Consider the following 23,642-nt stretch of genomic DNA (forward strand, 5'->3'; position numbering starts at 1 on the left):
GGGTGCCCCTGTGAACCTTGGGAGTCAGGCATCATGACCCAGCAGTCAGTGCAGCCGAAGACCGGTGCGGAGGACGCGGGCCCCGGCTCGCGCGTCCCCGCCGGCAGATCGTGGCTCGACCGGTACTTCCACATATCCGACCGCGGCTCGACCGTGGCCCGGGAGGTGCGCGGTGGTGTCACCACCTTCATGGCCATGGCGTACATCCTTCTGCTCAACCCGCTGATCCTCGGCGGCAAGGACGTCGACGGCAATCTGCTCAGCCAGCCCGCCCTGATCACCGCCACCGCGCTCGCGGCGGCGGCGACCACCCTGCTCATGGGCTTCGTCGGCAAGGTCCCCCTGGCGCTCGCCGCGGGCCTCAGCGTCTCCGGTGTCCTGTCCTCGCAGGTCGCCCCCGAAATGACCTGGCCCCAGGCCATGGGCATGTGCGTGATGTACGGCGCGGTGATCTGCCTCCTGGTGGTCACCGGTCTGCGCGAGCTGATCATGAACGCGATCCCGCTCCCGCTGAAGCACGGCATCACCATGGGCATCGGCCTGTTCATCGCCCTGATCGGGCTCTACAAGGCCGGATTCGTCGGCAAGGGCACCGCGACCCCGGTGACCCTGGGCCCGGCCGGGGAACTCGCCGGCTGGCCCGTCCTCGTCTTCGCGGTCACCCTGCTGCTGATCTTCATGCTCCAGGCCCGCAACATCCCCGGCGCGATCCTCATCGGCATCGTCGTCGGCACCGTGGTCGCCGTCGTGATCAACAAGGTCGCGGACGTCGACCCCAAGATCTGGAGCAGCGGCCCGCCGGAGCTCAAGGGCTCCGCGGTCTCCTCGCCGGACTTCTCGCTCTTCGGTGACGTCTCGTTCGGCGGCTGGGGCGACGTCGGCGCGATGACCGTCGGCTTCATCGTCTTCACCCTCGTGCTCGCCGGCTTCTTCGACGCGATGGCCACCATCATCGGTGTCGGCACGGAGGCCGGGCTCGCCGACGACAAGGGCCGCATGCCGGGCCTGTCGAAGGCGCTGTTCATCGACGGCGCCGGCGGGGCCATCGGCGGTGTCGCCGGCGGTTCCGGGCAGACGGTCTTCGTGGAGTCCGCGACCGGCGTCGGCGAGGGGGCCAGGACCGGTCTGGCCTCCGTCGTCACCGGCCTGTTCTTCGCCGCCTGCCTCTTCTTCACCCCGCTCACCGCGATCGTGCCCGCCGAGGTGGCCTCCGCCGCTCTCGTCGTCATCGGCGCGATGATGATGCAGAACGCCCGGCACGTGGACTGGAGCGACCGCTCCGTGGCCATCCCGGTGTTCCTGACGGTGGTCCTGATGCCGTTCACGTACACCATCACCACCGGTGTGGCGGCGGGCGTCATCTCGTACGCCGCCATCAAGGCCGCCCAGGGCCGGGCCCGCGAGGTCGGCGCGTTCATGTGGGGCCTGACGGTGATCTTCGTCGTCTACTTCGCCCTGCACCCGATCGAGAGCTGGCTCGGCGTCAGCTGACCCGCCGCCCCACTCACCCGCAAGGAGACCGAGATGCTGGACATCGCCGAAGAGCTCGACCGCTGGGCCGGGCAGGGACGCGATTTCGCCGTGGCCACCGTCGTCGCCGTCGGAGGCAGCGCCCCCCGCCAGCCGGGGGCCGCGCTGGCCGTCGACCGCGACGGCACGGCGATCGGCTCGGTCTCCGGCGGGTGCGTGGAGGGCGCGGTGTACGAGCTGTGCCAACAGGCGCTCGACGACGGCCTGACCCGCCTCGAACGCTTCGGCTACAGCGACGAGGACGCCTTCGCGGTCGGCCTGACCTGCGGCGGCGTCATCGACATCCTGGTGACCCCGGTCCGGGCGGACGACCCCGCCCGGCCGGTGTACACCGCCGCGCTCACCGCCGCCGCGCGCGGCGAGGCGGCCGCGGTCGCCCGCGTCACCGAGGGCCCCGCCGAACTCCTCGGCCGTCCCCTGCTCGTGCGCCCCGAGGGGCACCACGAGGGCGGGCTCGGCGGACACCCCGAGCTGGACCGCACCGCGGCCGCCGAGGCCCGCGCCCTGCTGGACCAGGGCCGCACCGCCACCCTCACCATCGGTGCCGACGGCTCGCGCTGCGGCCGGCCCCTCACGCTGCTCGTGGAGTCCAGCGTGCCGCCGCCCCGGATGATCGTGTTCGGGGCCATCGACTTCGCCGCCGCCCTGGTCCGGACCGGCAAGTTCCTCGGCTACCACGTCACGGTGTGCGACGCGCGGCCCGTCTTCGCGACGAAGGCCCGCTTCCCGGACGCCGACGAGCTGGTCGTGGACTGGCCGCACCGCTATCTGGCCGGAACCGCGGTGGACGCCCGCACGGTCCTGTGCGTCCTCACGCACGACGCCAAGTTCGACGTCCCCCTGCTGGAGGCGGCGCTCAAGCTGCCCGTCGCGTACGTCGGCGCGATGGGCTCCCGCCGCACGCACCTCCAGCGCAACGAACGGCTGCGCGAGGCCGGGGTGACCGAGCTGGAGCTGGCCCGCCTGCACTCGCCGATCGGGCTCGACCTCGGAGCCCGTACGCCCGAGGAGACGGCCCTGTCGATCGCCGCCGAGATCGTCGCCGTCCGGCGCGGCGGCAGCGGCGCCCCGCTGACCGGCGCGCACACCCCGATCCACCACCCCGGCGGACTGCCCCCGGCGGGGCGCATCGGCTCGGTGGCCTGAAGTATGTCCCGGGGGAAGGCCGTCCACGACCGGCGGTTAGCCGCCACGGCACATTCGCGCCAGGCGCGGACCGTCCCGCGGCGGCCGGTTTACCGGTAGATCATCACCCATGACATTCACCCCCTCCACCGCCACGGGCCGGGCGAGACCCGCTCGCGCCGGGCGACGCACCCTCCTCATAGCCACCGCCGCGGCCCTGGTGAGCGGCGTGCTGCTCCCCGCCACGGGCACCGCTTCGGCCGCCCCGGCCCCCGCCGCCGGGACCACCCCCGCGGCCGGGCCCGTCCACCGCTACGACATCACCCTCGTCACCGGTGACGTCGTCCACTACGCCGACGGCGCGGGCAACCGGGACACCGTGACCGTGGACCGCCCCGAGGGCGCCACCGGTGGCGTCCACGTCCAGCAGGCCGGGGACGACATCTACGTCCTCCCCGACGAGGCGCAGAGCCTCCTCGCGGCCGGCAGGCTCGACCGCCGCCTCTTCAACGTCTCGGCGCTCGCGAAGATGGGCTACGACGACAGGACGACCGGCGGCATCCCGCTGATCGCCACCTACCCGGCCGCCAAGGCCCGTTCGCTGCCCGCCGCCCCGCGCGGCAGCAAGGCCGTCCGGAAGCTGGAGTCCATCCACGGCGCCGCCCTCAAGGCCGGTAAGGACACCGCCCGCGCCTTCTGGGACGACATCGCGCGCACCGCCACGGCCCGCTCGCTGGACAACGGCATCGCCAAGCTCTGGCTCGACGGCCGCGCCGAGGCCGCCCTCAAGGACTCGGTGCCCCAGATCAACGCCCCGCAGGCGTGGGCCGAGGGCTACGACGGCAAGGGCATCAAGGTCGCCGTCCTGGACACCGGCATCGACGAGGACCACCCGGACGTCAAGGACCGCATCCTGGAGGCGAAGAGCTTCGTCCCGGGCGAGGAGGTCGACGACAAGAACGGCCACGGCACGCACGTCGCCTCCACCATCGCCGGCTCGGGCGCCGCGTCCGACGGCGTCAACAAGGGCGTCGCCCCCGAGGCCGGGCTGCTCGTCGGCAAGGTCCTCAGCAACGAGGGCTCCGGAGCCGACTCCGGCATCATCGAGGCCATGGAGTGGGCCAGGGCGGAGGGCGCCGACGTCGTCTCGATGAGCCTCGGCTCACCGGTCGCCGACGACGGCACGGACCCCATGTCCCAGGCCGTCAACACCCTTTCCGCGGACGGCGGCCCGCTCTTCGTGATCGCCGCCGGCAACGCGTACGGCGCGGGCACCATCGGCTCTCCCGGCTCCGCGGACAAGGCGCTCACCATCGCCGCCGTCGACAAGCAGGACGGCCGCGCCGACTTCTCGTCCATGGGCCCGCTGGTGCGCAGCTACGGCCTGAAGCCGGACCTCTCCGCGCCGGGCGTCGACATCAACGCCGCGGCCTCGCAGTCGGTCCCCGGCATCCAGGGCATGTACCAGTCGATGTCCGGTACGTCGATGGCGACCCCGCACGTCGCCGGCGCCGCCGCCATCCTCAAGCAGCGCCACCCCGACTGGTCCGGTCAGCGCATCAAGGACGCGCTGATGACCTCGTCCAAGGTGCTGCCCGCCTACACCCCGTACGAGCAGGGCACCGGCCGCCTCGATGTGAAGGCCGCCATCGACACGACCGTCGAGGCCACGGGCTCCGTCGCGGTCGCCGCGTACAACTGGCCGCACAGCGCCTCCGACCCGGTCACCGAACGCACCATCACCTACCGCAACACGGGTGCCGCCGACGTCACCCTCGACCTGGCGACGGACAGCGCCTCGGACGCGTACACGCTCTCCGCGAAGCAGCTGACCGTTCCGGCCGGCTCCACCGCCGAGGCCGTCCTCACGCTCGACCCGTCGAAGGTGGACGCGGGCACCACGTTCTCCGGCCAGGTCGTCGCCAAGGACGCCTCCGGCGCCGTCGTGGCGCACACCGGCTTCGCGCTCAACAAGGAGCAGGAGCTCTACGACCTCACGCTCCGGCTCCGCGACCGCTCCGGCAAGCCCATGGACGGCACCGTCGTCCTCGGCGCCCTCGGCGACCCGAACCTGTCGCCGGTCGCGGTCTCGGGCGACACCACCCTGAGGCTGCCCCCGGGCAACTACACCGCCTGGACCGCCGCCGACGTCAAGGGCGACACCGCCGACTCCAAGGCCGTCGCCTTCCTGGCGGCCCCCGAGATCATCCTCGACAAGCCGGTCACGGCCACGCTCGACGCCTCCAAGGCCCGCAAGATCAGCGTGCGCACGCCGAAGGAGACCGAGACCCGCCAGCTGCGGTACGACATGGCGCGCACCGCACCGGACGGCACCGTCCAGCGCGACGCGTACCAGATCCCGCTGACGTACGACCAGCTGTGGGCGAGCCCCACCAAGAAGGTCACCCAGGGCGACTTCTCCTTCCTGACCCGCTGGCGCCAGGGCGAGAAGCTGCTCGACCTCACCGCCGACGGCCGGGACGTCCCGGTCACCGTGCAGAACGGCTCCCCGGTCGCCGAGGACAGCCGCTCCCGGCTCCGCGGCGTCTACGCGGGCAACGGTTCCGCCGCCGAGTACCAGCACCTCGACGCCAAGGGCAAGGCCGTCGTGATCCGCAGCAGCGACGCGGTGGCCCCGGCCGACCGGGTCGCCGCCGCGGTCGCCGCCGGCGCGAAGGCGCTGTTCGTCGTCAACCAGGGCGACGGCCGGCTGATGGAGTCCTACGGCGACTACGGCACCACGCTCGCCCTTCCGGTCGCCACCGTCCAGCGGCTCGCCGGCGAGAGCCTGATCAAGGCCGCCCAGCGCGGCAGGAAGCTGACGGTCGAGCAGCACAAGTACGCCAGCTACGTCTACGACCTGGTCGACCGCCACGACGGCACCGTCCCGGACCGCTCGCTCGCCTTCGCCCCCTCCACCCGTGATCTGGCGAAGATCGAGAACACCTTCTACGGCCACCGCGACGTCGTCGGCGGCGGTTTCCGCTACGACATCCCCGAGTACGGCCCCGGGCTCGGCTTCGCCGAGTACGAGAAGTTCCCCGGAACCCGCACCGAGTGGGTCACCCCGCTGCCGGGCGCCTCGTTCTGGTACGAGGACCACGCGCAGTACAACGCCGAGGGGACCGACACCGCGCTGGAGGAGCGCGGCGGCGAGATGGACTACCGGGCCGGCTCCACCAACAAGGCCGAGTGGTTCGCGCCCGTCACCCGACCGCGGCTCGGCACGGGCTACTGGGGGCCGTTCCGCTCCCAGTGGGGCGACATCCAGTACAACATCACCCCGTGGACGGACGGCGGCGCCGGTCACTCGGGCGCCATGCCGGACAAGGAGTACGACACCGGCAAGGCCGCGGTCTACCAGGGCGACAAGCTGCTCGACGAGGCACCGGGCCGCGCCGGCTACGTCGGGGACCTGTCCGACGAGAAGCTGCCCTACCGTCTGGTGCTCGACGCCTCGCGCGACGCGGACACCTGGAAGACGTCGGTCCGCACCCACTCGGAGTGGTCGTTCGTCTCGGGCGCCAACGACCCGGACGGCCCGTACCAGGTCGACATCCCCATGCTCCAGCTCGACTACGACGTCACCACGGACCTCGCGGGTGACGTACGGGCCGGCAAGTGGACCGAGATCGGCCTGTCGTCCACCACGCAGGAGTGGCTGGACGGCGCCGTGAAGGCCACGAAGGCGTCCCTGTCGGTGAGTTACGACGACGGCAAGACCTGGAGCCCGGTGCAGCTCAAGAAGGACCGGACGGGTTCCTGGACCGCCCGGTTCAAGACCCCGAAGAAGGGCGCCACCGCGGTCTCGCTCAAGGCCCACGCCGAGGCCGGCGGCGGCCTCGCCGTGGACCAGGAGATCATCCGGGCGTTCGGCCTGAAGTGATCCGCTGATCCCTCGTACGAGGCGGCCGTCCACCCGGGAGCGGGTGGGCGGCCGCCTTCCGCGTCCGCCCGTTTCACCGAGCAGACCGACGACGGCAAGGAGGCCGTCCGCGGACCGAGCCGGGTCGTCGCCGACGAGTGGGCCGCAGACGGGATCCGGGTCGACGTGGTCTCCCCGATGGCGAAGACCGCGGGCGTCGCCGCCCGGGCCGAGGCGCATCCCGAGCAGTACGCCCTCTCCGCGGCCAAGGTCCCGCTCGGCCGCTTCGGCGACCCGCGCACGGACGTCGCGCCCGTCGTCGCGTTGCTGGCGAGCGACGACGCCCGTTACATGACCGGTCAGACCCTGATGGCCGACGGCGGAGCGATCAAGCTCCGCTGACCTGCTCCGCCGCCTCCGGCAGCCCCGCCCCGGCGCGGGCGCGCCGGACACCGGTGCCCAGGACCGCCCCCGCGCACAGCAGCGCCGGGGCCGCCGCCACCGCGCAGCACAGGGCGAGCGGCAGCCGGTCCACCAGCAGCCCCACCGCCGCGCTGCCGCCCGACGAGCCCGCGTTGAACGCGGTGTTGACCCAGGCGCCCGCCCGGGTGCGCCGAGCCGCGTCGGCCGACTCGTCCGCGATCAGGTAGGCGGTCGTGAGCGCCGGCGCGACGAACAGCCCGGCCGCGCCGACCACGGCGATCAGCACGTAGACGTTGCCGGCCGGACCGGCCGCGGCCACTGCCGCGCCCAGACCGGCGGCCATGACCGGCAGCCGCACCCCGAGCGGGGCCCGCCACCGCAGCGCGCCGTAGGCCAGGCCCCCGACCGCGCTCGTCGCCGACAGGGCGGCCAGCACCCAGGACACCGCCCCCGGCCGGTGCATCGCCTCGGTCAGGGCCACCACCAGCAGGTCGAGGGCCCCGAGGCAGAGCCCCACGGCAGCCGTCACCAGCACGGCGCGCCGCAGCGCGGGCACGGCCCCGAGCCGCAGGCCGGGGGCGGCGGACCCGTCCGCCCCGGTTCCGCGGTCCGGCTTCCCGCGCGGCACGGCGGGCGAGGTCACCAGCGCCACCGCCCCGGCCGCGACCAGTACCGCGCCGGCCAGTACGGCGACGGCGGGCCCGGTGACCGTCACCGCGACGCCCACCAGCAACGGCCCGGAGACGTAGAGCAGTTCCTCGGCCACCCCGTCCAGGCTGTACGCGCGGCGCAGCAGGTCCCGGTCGGGGACCAGCTCGCTCCACAGCGTCCGCATGACGGGGCCGAGCGGCGGCGTGCAGGCCCCGGCCGCCGTGGCGAGGACCCCGAGGACCAGCGGGGAGGCGCCCGGCCGCCAGGTGGCCAGGGCGAGGACGGCGAGCAGCACCGCGTACAGACCGGCCATCGGCGGCAGGGCGCGGCGCGGCCCGTACCGGTCGATCAGCCCGGCACGGGCCGGGGAGAGGACCACACTGGCGGCCCCGAACAGGGCCATCACCGTGCCGGCGGCCGCATAGGAACCGGTGGCGTCCTTGACGGCGAGCAGCAGGGCGAGCGGGGCGATTCCGTAGGAGAGCCGCCCGGTCAGCGCGGCGGCGAAGGCGCGCGCGGCGTGCGGCACGCGCAGGACAGCGAGGTACGAAGGAGTGGACACGGTGGTCTTCCTCGGGAGGGCGGCGCGGAGTCGACGCGCCGCGGGCATGCGGGGACACCGGAGTGCCGCACCCGGTACGCCGGGCGCGGTCTCGACGGGGTCCTACGCACGAGGAAGAGACACGCGGGCAAGGTAGCAGAGAGCGCTGCCAAGGGCTGTCCCGCAATTCCCGGCGGGCGCACGGCGACAGCCACGGCACCTCGCCGCGTTGTCGAAACGCCCGGATACCTCCCGTATGCGGGCGCCTCTCCGCCTTGCGATGCACCGCATCCGACGCCGCGCGCTGTTCCACCAGGAATTGCGGGACAGCCCTTAGCCGACGACCTCCGGGCCGGCCGCCAGAATCTCCTCCGCGACCGTCCACAGCCGGGGTGTGAAGCGCAGCACCTCGTCGCGCCGGGCGAGCAGGTCCCCGGTGCGCGCGATGCCGGTGAGGCCGGCGACGGCCTCCCGGAACGCCGGCAGCCTGGCGGTGTGCAGTCCGGGCGCGTCCACGGCCAGCACGGTGTGGCAGCGGGCGAAGGTCGCGAGGATCCAGAAGACCGCCTCCCGGTGGTCGCCCCGGTCGATGAGCTCCCGGCTGCCGTCGACCGCGACGGGCCGCGCCCGCGCGGTCAGGTCGCCGCCGAAGAAGAACGGCGTGCGGACGACGGGGACCGTGGCGTCGAACGTCCGCGCCAGCTCGTCCAGATGGTGCCGCACCAGCGGCGCGGAGACCTCCGCGCAGCCCAGCAGCGCCAGCAGCTCCGGATACAGCGCCTCCTGCCCGTACGCGGTGAGTACGTCGCGCACCGCGGGGTAGCGCAGCCGGATGGTCGGGTTGCGCAGGGCGGCCACCAGCGGGACGTGTGCGGTGACCCCGGTGGGGAACAGCCACGCCAGCACGTGGGCGGCGAACGGCTGCGTGGTGTCCAGGGCGGCGAGCCGGCTCTCGACCCGGTGCCGGGCGTCCAGACACCGCCGCCGCACGTGCTCCCGCCGGGCGAAGCGCGGCGCGACGTACGCGTGGAGCGCGCGCAGCCGCCCCGTGGGGTCCTCGATGACGGTGTCCTGGCGGAAGCCGCCCGCCAGGTGGTACGCGCCCAGCACCGCTTCCGGGTCGGCCAGCAGGGACCACGGTTCGTAGGTGATCTCCAGCAGCGCGCCCCGGTGCAGGAGCTTGCCGGGTTTCGCGGGCGCCTCGGCCCCCTCCGTCACCACGACGACGTCCAGGTCCGAGGAGACGGGCAGCTCCGCGTCGTCCGGCCGCCCGACCGTGGACCCGCTGAAGTAGGCCCCCAGGTACTCCGGCGCGGGGCGTGCGTACGTGGACACCCAATGCGCGGCGGCGGCGCGCGCCTCTCCGAGTCTCATGCCCCGACACCTACGCGCCGGCCGGGCTCGGCGTCAAGCACGGCCGCCCGCCGCCCGGTAACGTCGGCGGGGCTTCCCGCCCCGTCCCGCGAACGCCCGGTGAGGTCCCCGATGCGCAAGATCGTCTACTGGATGTCGATGTCACTCGACGGCTTCATCGAGGGCCCGGACCGGAACATCGACTGGCATACGGTGGACGAGGAGCTCCACAGCTACTTCAACGAGCAACTGGCCGGTATGGGCGGCATGCTGGACGGGCGCGTCACCCATCAGCTGATGGCCGGCTTCTGGCCCACCGCCGACCAGGACCCGGCCAACGCGGGGCCGATGGCCGAGTTCGCCGCCATCTGGCGGAACATGCCGAAGTACGTCTACTCGCGGACGCTGGAACGGGCCGACTGGAACACCACCATCGTCCGCGAAGTCGTCCCCGAGGAGGTCAGGGCCCTCAAGGAGCAGCCCGGCGGCGACCTCGCCCTCGGCGGCGCCGATCTCGCCGCGTCCTTCGCGGCACACGACCTGATCGACCAGTACCGCGTCTACGTCCACCCGGTCCTCATCGGCCGGGGCAAGCCGATGTTCCCGACCGAGGAGACCTTGCGCCCCCTCCGCCTCACCGGCACCCGCACCTTCGGCACCGGGGTCGTGGAGCTCTGTTACGACCGCGCCGACCGGTGACGCCCCGGGGCGGGCCCGGGACGCCGGCGCTCCGTCAGCGGCCCGCCTGGAGCGCCGTCCAGGTGGCGGGGCCCACGATTCCGTCGGCCGTCAGGGCCCGCCCCGTCTGGTAGGAGCGCACCGCCGTCGCGGTCGCCGGGCCGAAGGTGCCGTCCGCCTCCACCGTCGAGCCCAGCGCCGCCGTCAGGGCCCGCTGGAGCCGCTTCACGTCCTCGCCCGTCGCGTCCTCGGCGAGCACCGGCGTGGTCCCGGCGGACAGCAGCGCCGTCCAGGTCCTGGCGCCCACGACCCCGTCCGCGTCGAGGCCGTGCGCCGACTGGAACGACGTCACGGCCGCCGCCGTGGCGGGCCCGAAGGTGCCGTCCGCCTCGCCCGCCGCGTAACCCTGGGCGTTCAGCAGCCGCTGGAGGGCGGTGACCTGGGGCCCGGTGGAGCCGGACCGCTGGGTCGTGTACGTGGTGAAGCTCAGCCCGTCCCGGGTCCCGCCGTCCGTCCCGGTGCCGGTCACCAGCTCCATGTAGCGGTCCCAGTCCCAGTACGGGCCGGGGTCCGTGTGGTCGTTGCCGGGGGCCTCGCTGTGCCCGATGATGTGCGCCCGGTCCTTCGGGATGCCGTACGTGTCGCACAGCGAGGCGGTCAGGGCGGCCGACGAGCGGTACATCGCGTCCGTGAACCAGGTGGGGTCGTCGATGAACCCCTCGTGCTCGATGCCGAGCGACGAGGCGTTGGCGCTGCGCGCGTGGTACGCGGTGTCGGCGTCCCGCACCATCTGGGTGATCTGCCCGTCCGACGACCGCACCACGTAGTGCGCGCTCACCTCGGACACGGGGTCCTGGAACCAGCTGATCGAGCCCGCGTACGAGCCCTGGGTGACGTGGACGACGATCTTGTCGATCTTCGCGGTCCGGCCGGTGGTGTAGTTGTTCGGGTCGGCCGGGACCCAGAGCGCGGCCGGGTAGTCGCCGCTGCGGGCACCGGAGTCCGCGGCCACGGCCCCGTCCCGCTCCGGGGAGACCGGACGCCCGGTCACCGTGATCCGCTCGCCGTCCGGGGTGAGCGCGGCGAGCCCGTCGGCCAGGACGGTGTAGACCGCGTCGGCGTAGAGCGCGGCGGCCGTGCCCCGCGTACCGCTGTAGCGGGCGACGGCCGGGTACCAGGCGTCGATGTCGTCGCGGTCCCGGGCGTCGAGGCCCAGCCCGTCCGCGTAACCGCGCAGCACGGCCGCGCCGCCCAGGATGTTGGCGGCGGTGTCGGTGCGCAGGGCGGAGACCGGTTCGCCGGTGAGGGCGGCGGCGCGTTCCAGGGTGTGCCGCGCCGGGTTGCTGACCAGGTGCATCACACCGAAGCCGCCCGCCTGGCCGGGCCGTCCGTCGTGACCGTCCAGGTGGGTCTCGCTGTACCCGACGGCGGCGAGCAGATCGCGCGGGACGTCGAACGCCTGGGCGGCCCGTGCGAACGCCCGGTCCATGGCGTGCCCGGTGTCCGCCGCCGCGGGGGCCGGGGTGCCGGTCGCGGCGAGGACGGTGGCGGTGAGGGCCGCGAGGAGGGAGGCGCGGGTCCGGGTGCGGGCGGCGCGTGTGGGCATACCAGCTCCTGCTGTGTGGGGGGAGGGCGGCCGGCGGGGCCGGTCGGCCGCGAAGCCTGCTCACGATAGAGAGCCACCGAAGGTGTGACAATCAGCCCGCAGGCGTGTCGAATCCTTTGCACTCCAGTGGAGTTGACGGCTCGTGCGCGCAGACGCGCCGCGCGGGATTCGTACACCTGGACGGCAGCCCACCGCACGGGGGAACGCGGGCAGGACCCGTCGCCGTCAAGGCGTATAACAGAGAACTCCGGACCGGCCGGCGTCCCCGATGGCACTCACATCTCACGCGGCAAGGCGTCACCGCGTACGACAGCGGAGAAGTGCCCGATGAGCATGAGCACGGCAGACGAGATCAGCACCTTGCTGACGGCGAACTTCGGAACCGATCCCGGGGCGATCCGCCCCGACGTGCCGCTCAGGCAGCTCAGTCTGGACTCGCTGGCGCTGGAGGAGCTGCGGCTCCTCATCGAGGACCGCCTCGACGTCGACCTGGACGACGTCGAGCTCACCTCGCGCGACACCGTCGGCCAGCTGGTCGACGCCGTGCACCGCAAGGCCGCCGCGTGACGGCCCCCCACCGGCTCCCGCCGTTCGCCGCAGCCGTCACCGGCATCGGCCTCGTCACCTCGGCGGGCGTCGGCGCCGAGGCCACCTGGCGCGCGGTGAACGACCCCGCGACCGCCCCTTGCGTCCCGCACCGGCCCGAACTGGCCGACCTGCCCTGCGACTTCATGTACAGCGTGACCGGCCTCGACACCCGGGCCGTGCTCGGGGTCGCCGCACACCGGCTGATGGACCGCTTCTCCCACCTCGCCGTCATCGCCGCCCGCGAGGCCGTCGCCGACGCCGGACTGGACCCCGCCGTCTGGGACAGCGGCCGGGTCGCCGTCGTCATCGGCTCCGCCCACGGCGGCCTGCCCTTCTACGACGAACAGCACACCGCCCTCACCGAACGCGGCGCCCGCCGCGTCTCGCCCAAGCTCGCCCCGCTCACCGTCGTCAACGGCGCCGCCAGCAGCGTCGCCACCGACCTCGGCGCCCACGGTCCCAGCCAGGCCGTCTCCACCGCCTGCTCCTCCGGCACCGTCGCCATCGGCACCGCCCACCAGATGCTGCGCACCGGCGCCTGCGACATCGTGATCGCCGGCGGCGCCGAGTCCGTCTGCTCCCGGCTCCTGATCGCCAGCGCCTGCCGCCTCAAGGCCGTCTCCACCCGCCGCGACGACCCGCAGGCCGCCTGCCGCCCCTTCGACATCCACCGCGACGGCTTCGTCGTCGGCGAGGGCGCCGGACTGCTCGTTCTGGAACGCCCCGAACACGCCCGCGCCCGGGGCGCCGCCGTCCGTGCCCACGTCACCGGCTACGGCGCCTCCAGCGACGCCTACTCGGCCGTCGCCCCCGACCCCGACGGGCTCGGCGTCGAACGCGCGCTGCGCACCGCCCTCGCGGACGCCGGGATCGACGCCGCCGCCATCGGCCACGTCAACGCGCACGGCACCTCCACCATCGCCAACGACCTGATCGAGACGGCCATGCTCCGCCGGGTCCTGGGCGAGCACCCCCTCGTCACCTCCACCAAGGCGATGACCGGCCACACGCTCGGCGCCGCCGGCGGCATCGAGACCGCGCTCACCGTCCTCGCCCTCCAGCACCAGCTGGTACCGCCCACCGCCAATCTCGACGCCCCCGACCCGGACATCCCGGTCGAGGTGGTGAGCAAGGAGGCCAGGCCCGCGGCGTTCGACGCGGCCGTCAAGACCTCGCTCGGCTTCGGGGGCCACAACGCCGCCCTCGTCCTCACCAGGTGACCGAAGCTCATGACCGAAGAAATCATCCGCACCCTCACCGTCGACGGCCTGCGCTACCGCTACCGCGTCCTGCCGCAGCCCGCGCCCCGGACCGAACCGGTCGTCGTGCTCGGCGGCGCCCTCCAGGGCATGCACGGCTGGCCCCAGATGGACGAGCACCTCGGCCCGCACGCCTCCGTGATCACCCTCGACCTGCCCGGCATGGGCGGCGCCGACCCGCTGCCGCCCGGCAGCGGCGACGGCCTCCTGTCCGCCGCCGTCACCGGCGTCATGGACGACCTGGGCGCCGAGCGGGTCAACCTCTTCGGCTTCTCCTACGGAACGTCCGTCGCCTTCGCCTGCGCCCGGCGCGACCCCGGCCGGATCGCCCGCCTGGTCCTCGGCGGCGTACCGTCGCACATCAGCGAGGCCCAGCGCGACGGCTGGGCCCTGGCCGTCGGCCGGCTGGACGCCGGAGACGCGGCAGGGCTCGCCGCCCTGACCGCCGAGGCGCTGATGTGCCTGGACCCCGAGCGGCCGGTCCACCGGCGGGAACTCGCCCTGCGTTATGTGCGCCGGTCCTTCGCGCACGCCCTCACGCACTCCCCGCACGCGGAGCGCTCGCTGCGCCGGTCGCTGGAACACCGCCCGGACTTCTCCGGCGGGCTGGCCGGAGTCCCGGCGCTCGTCTTCGCCGGCGAGCACGACACCGTGACCTCACCGCACCACCAACGGGCCTTCGCGGCGACGATCGAGGGCAGCCGCTTCCTGACCATCGGCGAGTCGGACCACTGGGTCGTCCTGGAACGCCCCGACGACGTGGCGGACCTGGTGGCGCGCTTCGTCACCGACCGGCCTCTGGAGTCCGCCCCCGCGCTGCTGCCGCTCGCCGCTCTCCCGCGTCCGCGCAGGGGCGTGGCGGGCCGCCACGCCGTGGCGCGGGCGGGCGGCTGAGACCTCCCCCCCGCGGCACACGGGTCAGTGGTGCCCGTGCCCGTTCCCGTGCTGCGGGGCGTTCACGTCGACGCGCACGATCTGCGGGTCGTGGTCGCTCGCCTGGTCGGCGAACTCCGCGTTGATGTGCACCACGTCGTAGTCGAACCGGCGCACGCCCGGACTGGTCAGGATGTGGTCCAGGGTCTGCGAGTTGCCCTCGTACACATAGCTGTACTGCTCGTTCTCCGGCAGCGTGGTGATCAGCGGCTTCAGCACCTTGCCGTCGGTCAGCGCGCCCACGGTGGGCGAGAACGCGAAGTCGTTGAGGTCGCCGAGGACCACGACCCGCGCCGACTTGTCCACCGCGAGCAGCGACTTGACGAAGGTGTTGACCTCCTTCGCCTGCTGCACGCGCTTCGTCTCCGAGCTGCGCACCGGCTCCTGGTAACGCCCGTGCAGGGGCTGGTCGCCGCCCTTGGACGCGAAGTGATTGCCGACGACGAAGACGGACTTCCCGTGGAACCGGAACTCTCCGACGAGCGGCTTGCGGCTGTCGTCCCAGGCCGCACTGGCCGGGGCGATCCGGCCCGGCGACACCGACAGCGCGACGCCCTTCCTCGTCTGCACGGCCGCGACCGGGGTCGTCGCGTCGCCGCCCGGACGGTCCACGAAGTCCACCCGCTCGGGGTTGAAGAGGAACACATTGCGGATGTTGCCGCCGGGCTCGCCGCCGTCCTTCCCGTCCTGCGGGGCGACATAGCGCCAGGAGTAGCGGGGTCCGCCCGCCGCGACGATCGCGTCCGTGAACCGCTTCAGCGTCGCCTCGGAACCGACCGTGCCGTCGTTGACCGCGCCGTTGTCGTCCTGGATCTCCTCCAGCGACACGATGTCGGGGGAGGACAGGTTGACCGCGACGCCCTCGGCCAGGGTGTCGAACTTCGCCTGGTCGTCGAGCGCGTCGAGGTTCTCCACGTTGTACGTGGCGACCGCGAGCTCCTTGCCCTTCTGCTTGCGCGTGACCTCGCGCCGCAGGTGGTGGTCGGTGACCTCGCCGAGCGCGGTGGCCTGGAGGTTGTAGCCGCCGTACGAGTCGTAGTCCAGGACGCCCGAGGTGGTGCCGGCGAGCACGTCGCCCACGTTCGCGGTGGGCACGGGCGCCGCCGGGTCCAGCGATACGACCTTGATCCGGCCGGTGTTCTGGTCGGTGTACGAGGCGTAGAGCGTGCCGCCGCGCCGGGTCGGGTTCTGCGCCGGCTCGACGGTCACCCACACCTCGTGGTACTTGGTCGTCGCGCCCGTGACCCTGGTGTCGGCGATCTGGACCCGGGTGCCCTCCAGGGTCTCGTACAGGTCCAGCGCGTACGTGGACGGCTCCAACGGCAGCGCGTCGATCGAGCCGCCCCCGGCCGAGGGCACGTACGTCTCGGGCACGGCCTTCGCGTCCAGCACCACGGGCGCGGGCAGCGCGTTGCCGGACGAGACGACCGTGACCTTCGGGGCGGTGATCTCGGTGACCGACTGGGTGGTGGACGAGGGGTAGTACTCGTCCACGGTGCCGCTCACCAGCACCGAGTCGCCCACCTTCACCGTCGGGGCGGTGGAGCCGGTGTACACGAAGACGCCCTCGCCGGTGCGGGGGTCGGTGTCCGGGGCGGTGTCCTGGATCCAGAAGCCGCGCGAACCCGAGGCGCGCACCGCCGTGACGACGCCGGGGACCCCGGTGACCGCCTTGCCGTCCAGCGGGGAGACCCGGGTGGTGCCCTGGATGTCGTGGATGCGTACGGTGCCGGGCTCGGTGGGGTTGCCCGGGTCGCCGGGGTCCTCGCCGCCGCCCGCGGTCCCGCCGGCCGCGTTGACCGGGGAGGGGGCCGCCGCGGTGAGGTCGGCGGCGTTGTCGTCGGTGTCCGCCAGCGAGGCCGCCCGCGCCACGGAGGCGGTGGCCGAGGTGCCCTTGGCCGGTCCGCTGCCCTCCCGGACGACCGCGGTGCCGTAGCCGACCAGGTCCACGATCCGGGTGTCGGCCGCGCAGTCGGCGGCGGTCTTGCAGGTCAGCGGTGCCGTCCCGGAGACCAGGGCGACGGTGCCGCTCGTGGCGGACATGGCCACGTTGCCGGTCGCGTCCGGGGCCGGCAGGGCCACCGTGCCGCCGGTGCCCGCCGCCTCCGCGACGAGATAGCGCGCGCCGGGCGCGACGGAACCGGTCAGCGCGGACACCTGCCACAGCGAGCCCGCCGACGGGGCGCCCGGCAGGTACTGGACGCTGAGCCCGTCGAGGCCGTACGCGGCCGAGCCGGCGTTGGCCAGCTCGATGAAGTCACGGGTCAGCGTCGCACCGGAGTTCCCGCCGCCCCCGTACACCTCGGAGATCACGGCGGTCGCGGACGGGGCGGCGAAGGCGGCGGGCAGCGCGGTCGCCGAGAGCGTCACGGCTACCGCGCCGGCCAGCAGGGCGGAACGGGTGGTGGATATGCGCACGGAGAAGGCCCCTCAGAGTGTGGTGAAGGAGCACAAGCTATGCGCGTAGAACCGGCGATGACAAGGCATCAGAGGTGAATTCCGCAAAACGTTCGGAGACGCACGGAGCTGTCCAGGATGCGGCGATGGTTTGACCGGGTTGAGCCGGTCCGGCTACGTTGCGCGGCATGCAGCGATCCGCACACCTCACGACGCGAGGTCACATCGACCTCAAGCGGGTGTGCTCCGCCGTGTGTCACCGCGCCTGAGGCACCGCTCCCGAGGCCCCGCGCCCCGGCCCCGCGCCTCCGCCGAGCAGACACCGCGCCCATCGCCGCCCCCGAGGTCTGGAAGACACGGTGAAGAGTCTCTCCGCCCCCGTCCGCCGCCCCCACGAGCACCGCTCCACCCCGCCGCGCCGCGCCGACATACCGGCGCACATGCCGGGCCGCCGCCCGACCGGCACCGGCTCGGTCCTCGGCGCGATCCTCGACCACGGCCCCGTGGCCCGGTCCACGGTCGCCCGCCTCACCGGCCTCTCGCCCGCCTCCGTCAGCGGGCACGTCGGCCGGCTGCTCGCCCGCGGGCTGGTCCGGGAGAGTGCCGAGACCGCGGGCCCGAAGGGGCTCGGCCGTCCGCACATCCCCGTCGAGATCGACACCGGACGCTTTCTGGTGGCCGGGGCCCACATCGCCGTCGCCCACTCCACCCTCTCGCTGATGGACCTGCGCGGCCGGATCGTCGCGGAGGACCGCCGGCCCCACGGCGCCACCGAGCCCCACCGCGTTCTCGCCCGGCTCGCGGCCCGGCTGCCCCCGTTGGTGGCCGCGCACGCCGACGGGCGCACCGTCCTCGCCCTCGGCCTGGCCACCGGGCACCGAGTCGACCCGGTCGGCGGGGTGATCGTGGCGCATCCGCAGCTGGGCTGGCACGATGTCCCGGCCCGCGACCTGCTCGCCGCCGCGACCGGGCTGCCCGTCCACGTGGACAGCCACTCCCGCGCCCTGGCCCGCGCCGAGCAGCTGTTCGGCCAGGAGTCGACCCGGGCCAGCGCCGTCCTGCTCTTCGTCGGCGCGGTCGTGGACGCCGCCTTCGCCACCGACGGCGCCCTGCACCGGGGACCGCGCTCCGGCGCGGGCAGCGTCGCCCATCTGCCCCTGGGTGCCGGGGGGTCGGGCAGTGCGGAGCCGTGCTCCTGCGGGCGTTCCGGCTGCCTCCAGTCGGAGGTCTCGGAGCGGGCCATGGTGCGGCGCGCCGCCGCCCAGGGGCTGGTGACCGGGTCCTTCCCGGAGTTGCTCGACCGGGCGCTGGCGGGGGACGCGCGGGCGGTGGCGCTGTTCCGCCGGCGGGCCCGGCTGGTCGGGCGGGCTGCGGCGCTGCTCCTCGACATGTTCGACCCGGAGGTGCTGGTCGTGGTCGAGCCTGGGGCCGGGCGGATGCCGGAGTGCCTGGCCGAACTGCGGGCGGAGGTGGCCGCGCGGTCCGTGGTGTGCGACGACCCCGAGCGGGCCGTGGTGCCGAGCAGCTTCACCGGGTCGGTCCTGGCCGTGGCGGGTGCGGCGGTGGCGCTCGGCTCGCTGTACACGGACCCGCTGGGGCCCTGGCCGGCGCTGCCCGCGGTGTCCTGACACCGGGCCCGCCGCCCCCTTCCGTAATCCGACTTAATTCAGTCAGTTGCATTGTTGACCGGCCGCGAACGGCCACGGGATGATGGATTCATGACCAGCCGACAGCGGAATGCAGCGAAAGCGTCCTCGGTGACGCCGCGGTTCCGCTCGCCCGCGCCCGCGGCGATGTGTTCCTGTCGCGGCCGTTGTCCGGGCCTCCGGTAAACACCCGCTGATATCCGGCGAACGTTCCGCGCGTCCGTGCGCGCCTCGCCGTGCGCATTCATGCCTCCGCGCAATTCCCGCCGCCTTTTCGTGCTGCCCTTTCCGGCTTTCCACCTTCGGGAGACACGTTGACCGTCACTGTGCCCTCGTACGCGGCCCAGGCCGCCGCCCCCGCCCCGGCGGGGATCGCCCCCGACCGCTTCCGGCAGGCGTTCCGCCGCTACCCCGCCGGGGTCGTCGTCATCACCACCGACTCCGGCCGCGGTCCGGTCGGCTTCACCGCGACCTCGCTCACCTCGCTCTCGCTCGACCCGCCGCTCATCTCGTTCGGCATCGGGACCACCACCTCGTCGTGGCCGCACTTCGAGCACGCCCGTACCGCCGTCGTGCACTTCCTCGGCGCCGACCAGCAGCCCCTGGCCGCCACGTTCGCCACCAGCGGCATCGACCGCTTCGCCGCCCCCACGCGCTGGCACCGCCTGCCCGGCGGCGATCCCCTGCTCGACGGGGTGGCCGGCCACCTGCGGGTGGAGACCGAGCAGATCGTGCCGGCCGGTGACCACCGCATCGTCGTCGCCCGGGTGGTGGACGCCCAGCTCGACGAGGGCCGCAGCCCGCTGCTCTTCCACGACGGCGCCTACCTCTCCCTCTGACCACCCCGACACCACGGATCAGGACGCACCCATGCCACGCCACACCACGCTCCCGGCGCTCGGCCGCCGCTCGTTCCTCGCCCTCACCGGGGGAGCGCTCATCGGGACCCTCGCCGCCTGCTCGCCCCGGGCCGACGCGGCGGCCGGCGCCGAACCGTCCGGAGAACTGCCCTCCGGGGCACCACCGCCGGGGACGGAACTCTCCATAGCCGTCCGTACGACCAAACTCCAGCTCGCCCCCGCCGGCCTCGGAAAGGAACTCCCTTTCCAGGTGGCGCAGTGGCCCAATCTCAACGCGGGCCCCGATATCATCCAGGGTTTCCGGGCGCACTCCATCGACCTCGCCGTGAACGCCGGAATTCCGCCGATCCAAGCCCATGCCATAGGCGTCGGCGCGAAGATCGTCGCGGTGCAGGTGCGGAACAGTCCGTTGTACGCGTTCGCCACCAAAGCCGGATCCGAGATCCGCTCCGCCGCCGATTTCCGAGGCCGCAGGATCGGCTTCTCGCAGGGGCAGGCGCAGGGCGTCGTCGTCCTGCGGGCACTGAAGCGGGCGGCCATCGACACCGACGACGTCGAGCTGGTCGCCCTGCCCAGCACCCAGTTCCTCACCGCCCTCCAGTCCGGGCAGGTCGACATCGCCCCGCTGGGCGAGCCCACCCTCACCAAGTACCTCGCCCAGTACGGCAAGGACGGGGCGCGCGCCGTGAAGACCGACGTGGTGGACCTGCTCACGGTGCTCTGGGCGCCCAACGAGGTGCTGAACGACCGCGCCAAGGCCGCCGCCGTCCGCAGCTTCATCCCGCTGTGGGCCAAGGGGCAGGTCTGGGCCTGGGAGAACACCGACCGGTGGATCGACACCTATTACGTGAAGGACCAGGGCGTCTCCCGGGCGGACGGCAAGCGCATCGTCGCCTCGCTCGACCAGCCGCTGTTCCCGGCCTCCTGGGACGAGGCCATCGCCTGGGAGCAGGAGACCGCCGACCTGCTCGCCGCCGGCGGATTCGTACCGGAGCAGGACGCCACCGAGCTGTTCGACCGCCGCTTCGAGGGGCTGGCGGCCCAGGCCGTACCCGCCCGGTACCGGGAGAAGTCATGACCGAGCTGCTGACGCACACACCCCGCACCGCCCCGCCGGTGAACGCGGCCGCCGCCCCCGCGAAGACACCGCCGACCGCACCGAGGGACACGCGCAAGCGGCTGGGCCCAGGCCGGGCCGTCCCGTTCGGACGGCTCATCGGGCCGGTCCTGGTGATCGCCGTGTGGTGGGCCGCCTCCGCCACCGGCTATCTGGATCCCCGGATACTCTCCGGCCCCGGCACGGTCCTCTCCACCGCGTCCGACCTCGTCGCCGGCGGCCGGCTCCAGGACAACGTCCTCATCTCCCTCCAGCGCGCCGGGCTCGGCCTCTTCTTCGGGCTGACCGCCGGGGTCCTCCTGGCCGTGGCCGCCGGGCTGAGCCGGACCGGTGAGTACCTCCTCGACGGACCGCTCCAGATCAAGCGCGCGATCCCCTCCCTGGCCATGCTCCCGCTGCTGATCCTCTGGCTCGGCATCGGCGAGCAGATGAAGGTCACCGTCATCGCGCTCGGCGTCGCGGTGAACATGTACATCAACACGTACGCCTCGCTCACCGGCATCGACAGCCGCTACGTCGAGCTCGCCGAAGGACTCGACCTGAGCCGCGCGCAGTTCATCCGCAAGGTCGTCGTCCCCGGCTCGCTGCCCGGCTTCTTCGTCGGACTGCGCCTCGGCGTCACCGCGTCCTGGCTCGGCCTGATCGTGGTCGAACAGGTCAACGCGACCAGCGGTATCGGCTACATGATGTTCCAGGCCCAGCAGTACGCGCAGTCCGACGTGATCATCGTGGGCCTGGTGGCCTACGGGATCTTCGGCTTCGCATCGGACGCGGCCGTACGCGCCGCCGAGGGGAAGGCCCTGTCATGGCGACGCACCCTGGCGGGCTGACCGCCCCCGGCGCGACGGCTGTCGCCCCGCGCCCCGCCGTCCGCACCCGGAGACTGGTCCGCCGCTTCGGCGATCGCGACATCCTCAAGGAGCTCGACCTCACCGTCGGCGCGGGCGAGTTCACCGCACTGCTCGGGCGCAGCGGCTCCGGCAAGTCGACCCTGCTGCGGGCCGTCGCCCGCCTCGACCACAAGGTCGAGGGCTCCGGAGAACTCACCGTCGCCGACCGGGTCTCGCTCTCCTTCCAGGACTCCCGGCTGCTGCCCTGGCTCCGGCTCATCGACAACGTCACCCTGGGGCTGCGCGGCCCGAAGGCCCGCGAGCGCGGCCTCACCGCCCTGGCCGAGGTCGGCCTCGGGGGCCGCGACCGCTCCTGGCCGCACGAGCTGTCCGGCGGTGAACAGCAGCGCGCCGCCCTCGCCCGCGCCCTGGTCCGCGAACCCGGACTCCTGCTGGCCGACGAGCCGTTCGGCGCCCTGGACGCGCTCACCCGGATCAGGATGCACGACCTGCTGCGCGAACTCTACGAACGCCACCGCCCCGCGGTGCTCCTGGTCACCCACGACGTGGACGAGGCCGTCGAACTTGCCGACCGGGTCCTGGTCCTGGAGAACGGCCGGATCTCCGTCGACCTCACCGTCGACCTCCCGGCCCCGCGCTCCCGCCGCGACCCCCGCTTCCAGGAATACCGCGACACCCTCCTCACCGCCCTCGGGGTCGCGCAGCCCCGCACCGAAGCGAAGGACTCCCATGACCCGCACGCCTGACCGCAAGCAGCTCCACCTCAACGCCTTCCTCATGTCGACCGGCCACCACGAGGCGTCCTGGCGGCTGCCCGGCAGCCCGGCCGACGCGAACTCCGACATCGAGCACTACAAGAACCTCGCCCGGATCGCCGAACGCGGCCGTCTCGACTCGGTCTTCCTCGCCGACAGCCCGGTCCTGATGGGCGATCCCGGCCGCCGTCCCGCGGCCAAGCTGGAGCCGACGGTCCTGCTCACCGCCCTCGCCGGCGCGACCCGGCACATCGGGCTCATCGCCACCGCGTCCACCAGCTACAACGAGCCGTACAACCTGGCCCGCAGGTTCGCCTCGCTGGACCACGTGTCGGGCGGCCGGGCCGGCTGGAACATCGTCACCACCGCGGGCGCCGACGCGGCCCGCAACTTCGGCCTGGACGACACCCCGCTGCACCGCGACCGCTACCGGCGCGCCGGTGAGTTCGTCGAGGTGTCCACCAAGCTCTGGGACAGCTGGGCCGACGACGCGGTCGTCGCCGACAAGGAGCGCGGGGTGCACGCTCTGGCCGAGCGGGTACGGCAGATCGGGCACCGGGGCGAGTTCTTCCGCGTCGACGGGCCCCTCAACGTGCAACGCCCGCCGCAGGGTTACCCGTTGCTCGTGCAGGCCGGCTCCAGCGAGGACGGCAAGGACTTCGCGGCCCGGTACGCGGAGGCGGTGTTCACCGCCCAGCAGACGCTGGAGGAGGGCATCGCGTTCTACAAGGACGTCAAGGAGCGCGCCGTCGCCGCCGGCCGCAACCCCGACGGCGTCAAGATCCTGCCGGGCATCGTGCCCGTCATCGCGGACACCGAGGCCGAGGCGCTGGCGCTCGACGCCGAACTGGACGGCCTCATCGTCCCCGAGTACGCCAAGCGGCAGCTCGCCCGCCAGCTGGGGATCGACCCGGACGACCTGGACCTGGACGCGGAACTGCCCGAGGACATCCCCACCGAGGACGAGATCGAGGGCGCCAAGAGCCGCTACACGCTCGTCGTGGAGCTGGCCAGGCGCGAGCGGCTGACCGTACGGCAGCTCATCGGGCGGCTCGGCGGCGGGCGCGGCCACCGCACCTTCGCCGGAACCGCCGAGCAGGTCGCCGACACCATCGGGCACTGGTACGGGAGCGGGGCCGCCGACGGCTTCAACATCATGCCCGCCGTGCTCCCGTCCGGCCTGGAACTCTTCGTGGACCGGGTGGTCCCGATCCTCCAGGAACGCGGCCTCTTCCGCACCGAGTACACCGCGAGCACCCTGCGCGGCCATTACGGACTGCCGCGACCCGCCAACCGCCTCTTCGACGCCCCGGTGCGCGACGCGGACGGATACGGCGTCGGACTGGCCCGGACCGGCTGACAGGGGTGGCGGGCGGCGAGATCCACCACGGAGGCCACCGCGACGGCCACCGCGAAGAAGATCACGATGGCGACGAAGTTCTCCGGGTCCTGGACGGTGAGGGT

At 73.3% G+C, this 23,642-nt stretch carries 18 protein-coding genes; 14 read left to right on the plus strand and 4 right to left on the minus strand.

Annotation, left to right across the window (positions count from 1 at the left end; translation table 11 throughout):
• The first annotated feature begins 33 nt into the window (after positions 1-33).
• From ACN6LM_RS10850 to ACN6LM_RS10865, 4 genes are all read left to right on the plus strand, one after another.
• Entirely contained in the window at positions 34-1,491 is a 1,458-nt protein-coding gene (locus tag ACN6LM_RS10850; protein WP_445065113.1) for an NCS2 family permease, read from the plus strand.
• A gap of 33 nt (positions 1,492-1,524) precedes the next feature.
• A complete protein-coding gene (locus ACN6LM_RS10855) occupies positions 1,525-2,676 on the plus strand; it encodes an XdhC family protein (RefSeq protein WP_445065114.1) in 1,152 nt (383 codons plus the stop codon).
• A 109-nt stretch (positions 2,677-2,785) separates the two neighbouring features.
• Positions 2,786-6,541, plus strand: a complete 3,756-nt coding sequence (locus ACN6LM_RS10860; protein WP_445065115.1) for a S8 family serine peptidase — start codon at positions 2,786-2,788, stop codon at positions 6,539-6,541.
• A gap of 153 nt (positions 6,542-6,694) precedes the next feature.
• Positions 6,695-6,922 (plus strand): SDR family oxidoreductase, encoded by a 228-nt coding sequence (locus tag ACN6LM_RS10865; protein ID WP_445065133.1) that lies wholly within the window; start codon positions 6,695-6,697, stop codon positions 6,920-6,922.
• Here ACN6LM_RS10865 and ACN6LM_RS10870 read toward each other — a convergent pair.
• The gene (locus ACN6LM_RS10870; RefSeq protein ID WP_445065116.1) at positions 6,909-8,156 is read right to left on the minus strand and encodes an MFS transporter; all 1,248 of its coding nucleotides are present in this window, start codon (positions 8,154-8,156) and stop codon (positions 6,909-6,911) included. The genes ACN6LM_RS10865 and ACN6LM_RS10870 overlap by 14 nt on opposite strands.
• 312 nt (positions 8,157-8,468) lie before the next feature.
• Entirely contained in the window at positions 8,469-9,509 is a 1,041-nt protein-coding gene (locus ACN6LM_RS10875) for a hypothetical protein (RefSeq protein WP_445065117.1), read from the minus strand.
• Between the two features lie 111 nt (positions 9,510-9,620).
• Here ACN6LM_RS10875 and ACN6LM_RS10880 point away from each other — a divergent pair, with 111 nt between their 5' ends.
• On the plus strand, positions 9,621-10,187 hold the full coding sequence (locus ACN6LM_RS10880; protein ID WP_445065118.1) for a dihydrofolate reductase family protein: 567 nt from the start codon (positions 9,621-9,623) through the stop codon (positions 10,185-10,187).
• Positions 10,188-10,221: 34 nt separating this feature from the next.
• On the opposite strand, the gene ACN6LM_RS10885 is transcribed toward ACN6LM_RS10880, so the two are convergent.
• Positions 10,222-11,772, minus strand: coding sequence for a peptidoglycan recognition protein family protein (locus ACN6LM_RS10885; RefSeq protein ID WP_445065119.1), 1,551 nt, complete (start codon positions 11,770-11,772; stop codon positions 10,222-10,224).
• A 333-nt stretch (positions 11,773-12,105) separates the two neighbouring features.
• Between ACN6LM_RS10885 and ACN6LM_RS10890 the strand changes: the two genes are divergently transcribed.
• From ACN6LM_RS10890 to ACN6LM_RS10900, 3 genes are read left to right on the plus strand one after another with little or no spacing between them, the layout of a single operon-like run.
• Positions 12,106-12,339, plus strand: coding sequence for a phosphopantetheine-binding protein (locus ACN6LM_RS10890; RefSeq protein WP_445065134.1), 234 nt, complete (start codon positions 12,106-12,108; stop codon positions 12,337-12,339).
• Positions 12,336-13,580 (plus strand): beta-ketoacyl-[acyl-carrier-protein] synthase family protein, encoded by a 1,245-nt coding sequence (locus ACN6LM_RS10895; protein WP_445065120.1) that lies wholly within the window; start codon positions 12,336-12,338, stop codon positions 13,578-13,580. Before ACN6LM_RS10890 ends, ACN6LM_RS10895 begins: the two co-directional genes overlap by 4 nt.
• Positions 13,581-13,589: 9 nt before the next feature.
• Positions 13,590-14,513: an alpha/beta fold hydrolase gene (locus ACN6LM_RS10900; protein ID WP_445065121.1), complete on the plus strand. Its 924-nt coding sequence runs from the start codon at positions 13,590-13,592 to the stop codon at positions 14,511-14,513.
• 24 nt (positions 14,514-14,537) lie between these two features.
• On the opposite strand, the gene ACN6LM_RS10905 is transcribed toward ACN6LM_RS10900, so the two are convergent.
• A complete protein-coding gene (locus ACN6LM_RS10905) occupies positions 14,538-16,970 on the minus strand; it encodes an endonuclease/exonuclease/phosphatase family protein (protein WP_445065122.1) in 2,433 nt (810 codons plus the stop codon).
• A 338-nt stretch (positions 16,971-17,308) separates the two neighbouring features.
• Here ACN6LM_RS10905 and ACN6LM_RS10910 point away from each other — a divergent pair, with 338 nt between their 5' ends.
• The 6 genes from ACN6LM_RS10910 to ACN6LM_RS10935 all read left to right on the plus strand — a co-directional run bounded on the left by ACN6LM_RS10910 (position 17,309) and on the right by ACN6LM_RS10935 (position 23,538).
• Positions 17,309-18,577 carry an ROK family transcriptional regulator gene (locus ACN6LM_RS10910; protein ID WP_445065123.1) on the plus strand — a complete coding sequence of 423 codons (1,269 nt, stop codon included), beginning with the start codon at positions 17,309-17,311 and terminating at the stop codon, positions 18,575-18,577.
• A gap of 332 nt (positions 18,578-18,909) precedes the next feature.
• Positions 18,910-19,434 carry a flavin reductase family protein gene (locus ACN6LM_RS10915; protein ID WP_445065124.1) on the plus strand — a complete coding sequence of 175 codons (525 nt, stop codon included), beginning with the start codon at positions 18,910-18,912 and terminating at the stop codon, positions 19,432-19,434.
• A gap of 31 nt (positions 19,435-19,465) precedes the next feature.
• Positions 19,466-20,533, plus strand: coding sequence for an ABC transporter substrate-binding protein (locus ACN6LM_RS10920; RefSeq protein WP_445065125.1), 1,068 nt, complete (start codon positions 19,466-19,468; stop codon positions 20,531-20,533).
• On the plus strand, positions 20,530-21,402 hold the full coding sequence (locus ACN6LM_RS10925) for an ABC transporter permease (protein ID WP_445065126.1): 873 nt from the start codon (positions 20,530-20,532) through the stop codon (positions 21,400-21,402). The genes ACN6LM_RS10920 and ACN6LM_RS10925 overlap by 4 nt, the downstream gene beginning before the upstream one ends.
• Positions 21,378-22,169 carry an ABC transporter ATP-binding protein gene (locus tag ACN6LM_RS10930; protein WP_445065127.1) on the plus strand — a complete coding sequence of 264 codons (792 nt, stop codon included), beginning with the start codon at positions 21,378-21,380 and terminating at the stop codon, positions 22,167-22,169. Before ACN6LM_RS10925 ends, ACN6LM_RS10930 begins: the two co-directional genes overlap by 25 nt.
• Positions 22,153-23,538 (plus strand): LLM class flavin-dependent oxidoreductase, encoded by a 1,386-nt coding sequence (locus tag ACN6LM_RS10935; protein WP_445065128.1) that lies wholly within the window; start codon positions 22,153-22,155, stop codon positions 23,536-23,538. Before ACN6LM_RS10930 ends, ACN6LM_RS10935 begins: the two co-directional genes overlap by 17 nt.
• Positions 23,539-23,642: the final 104 nt, after the last annotated feature.

The sequence above is a fragment of the Streptomyces sp. SAS_281 genome, assembly GCF_052542855.1.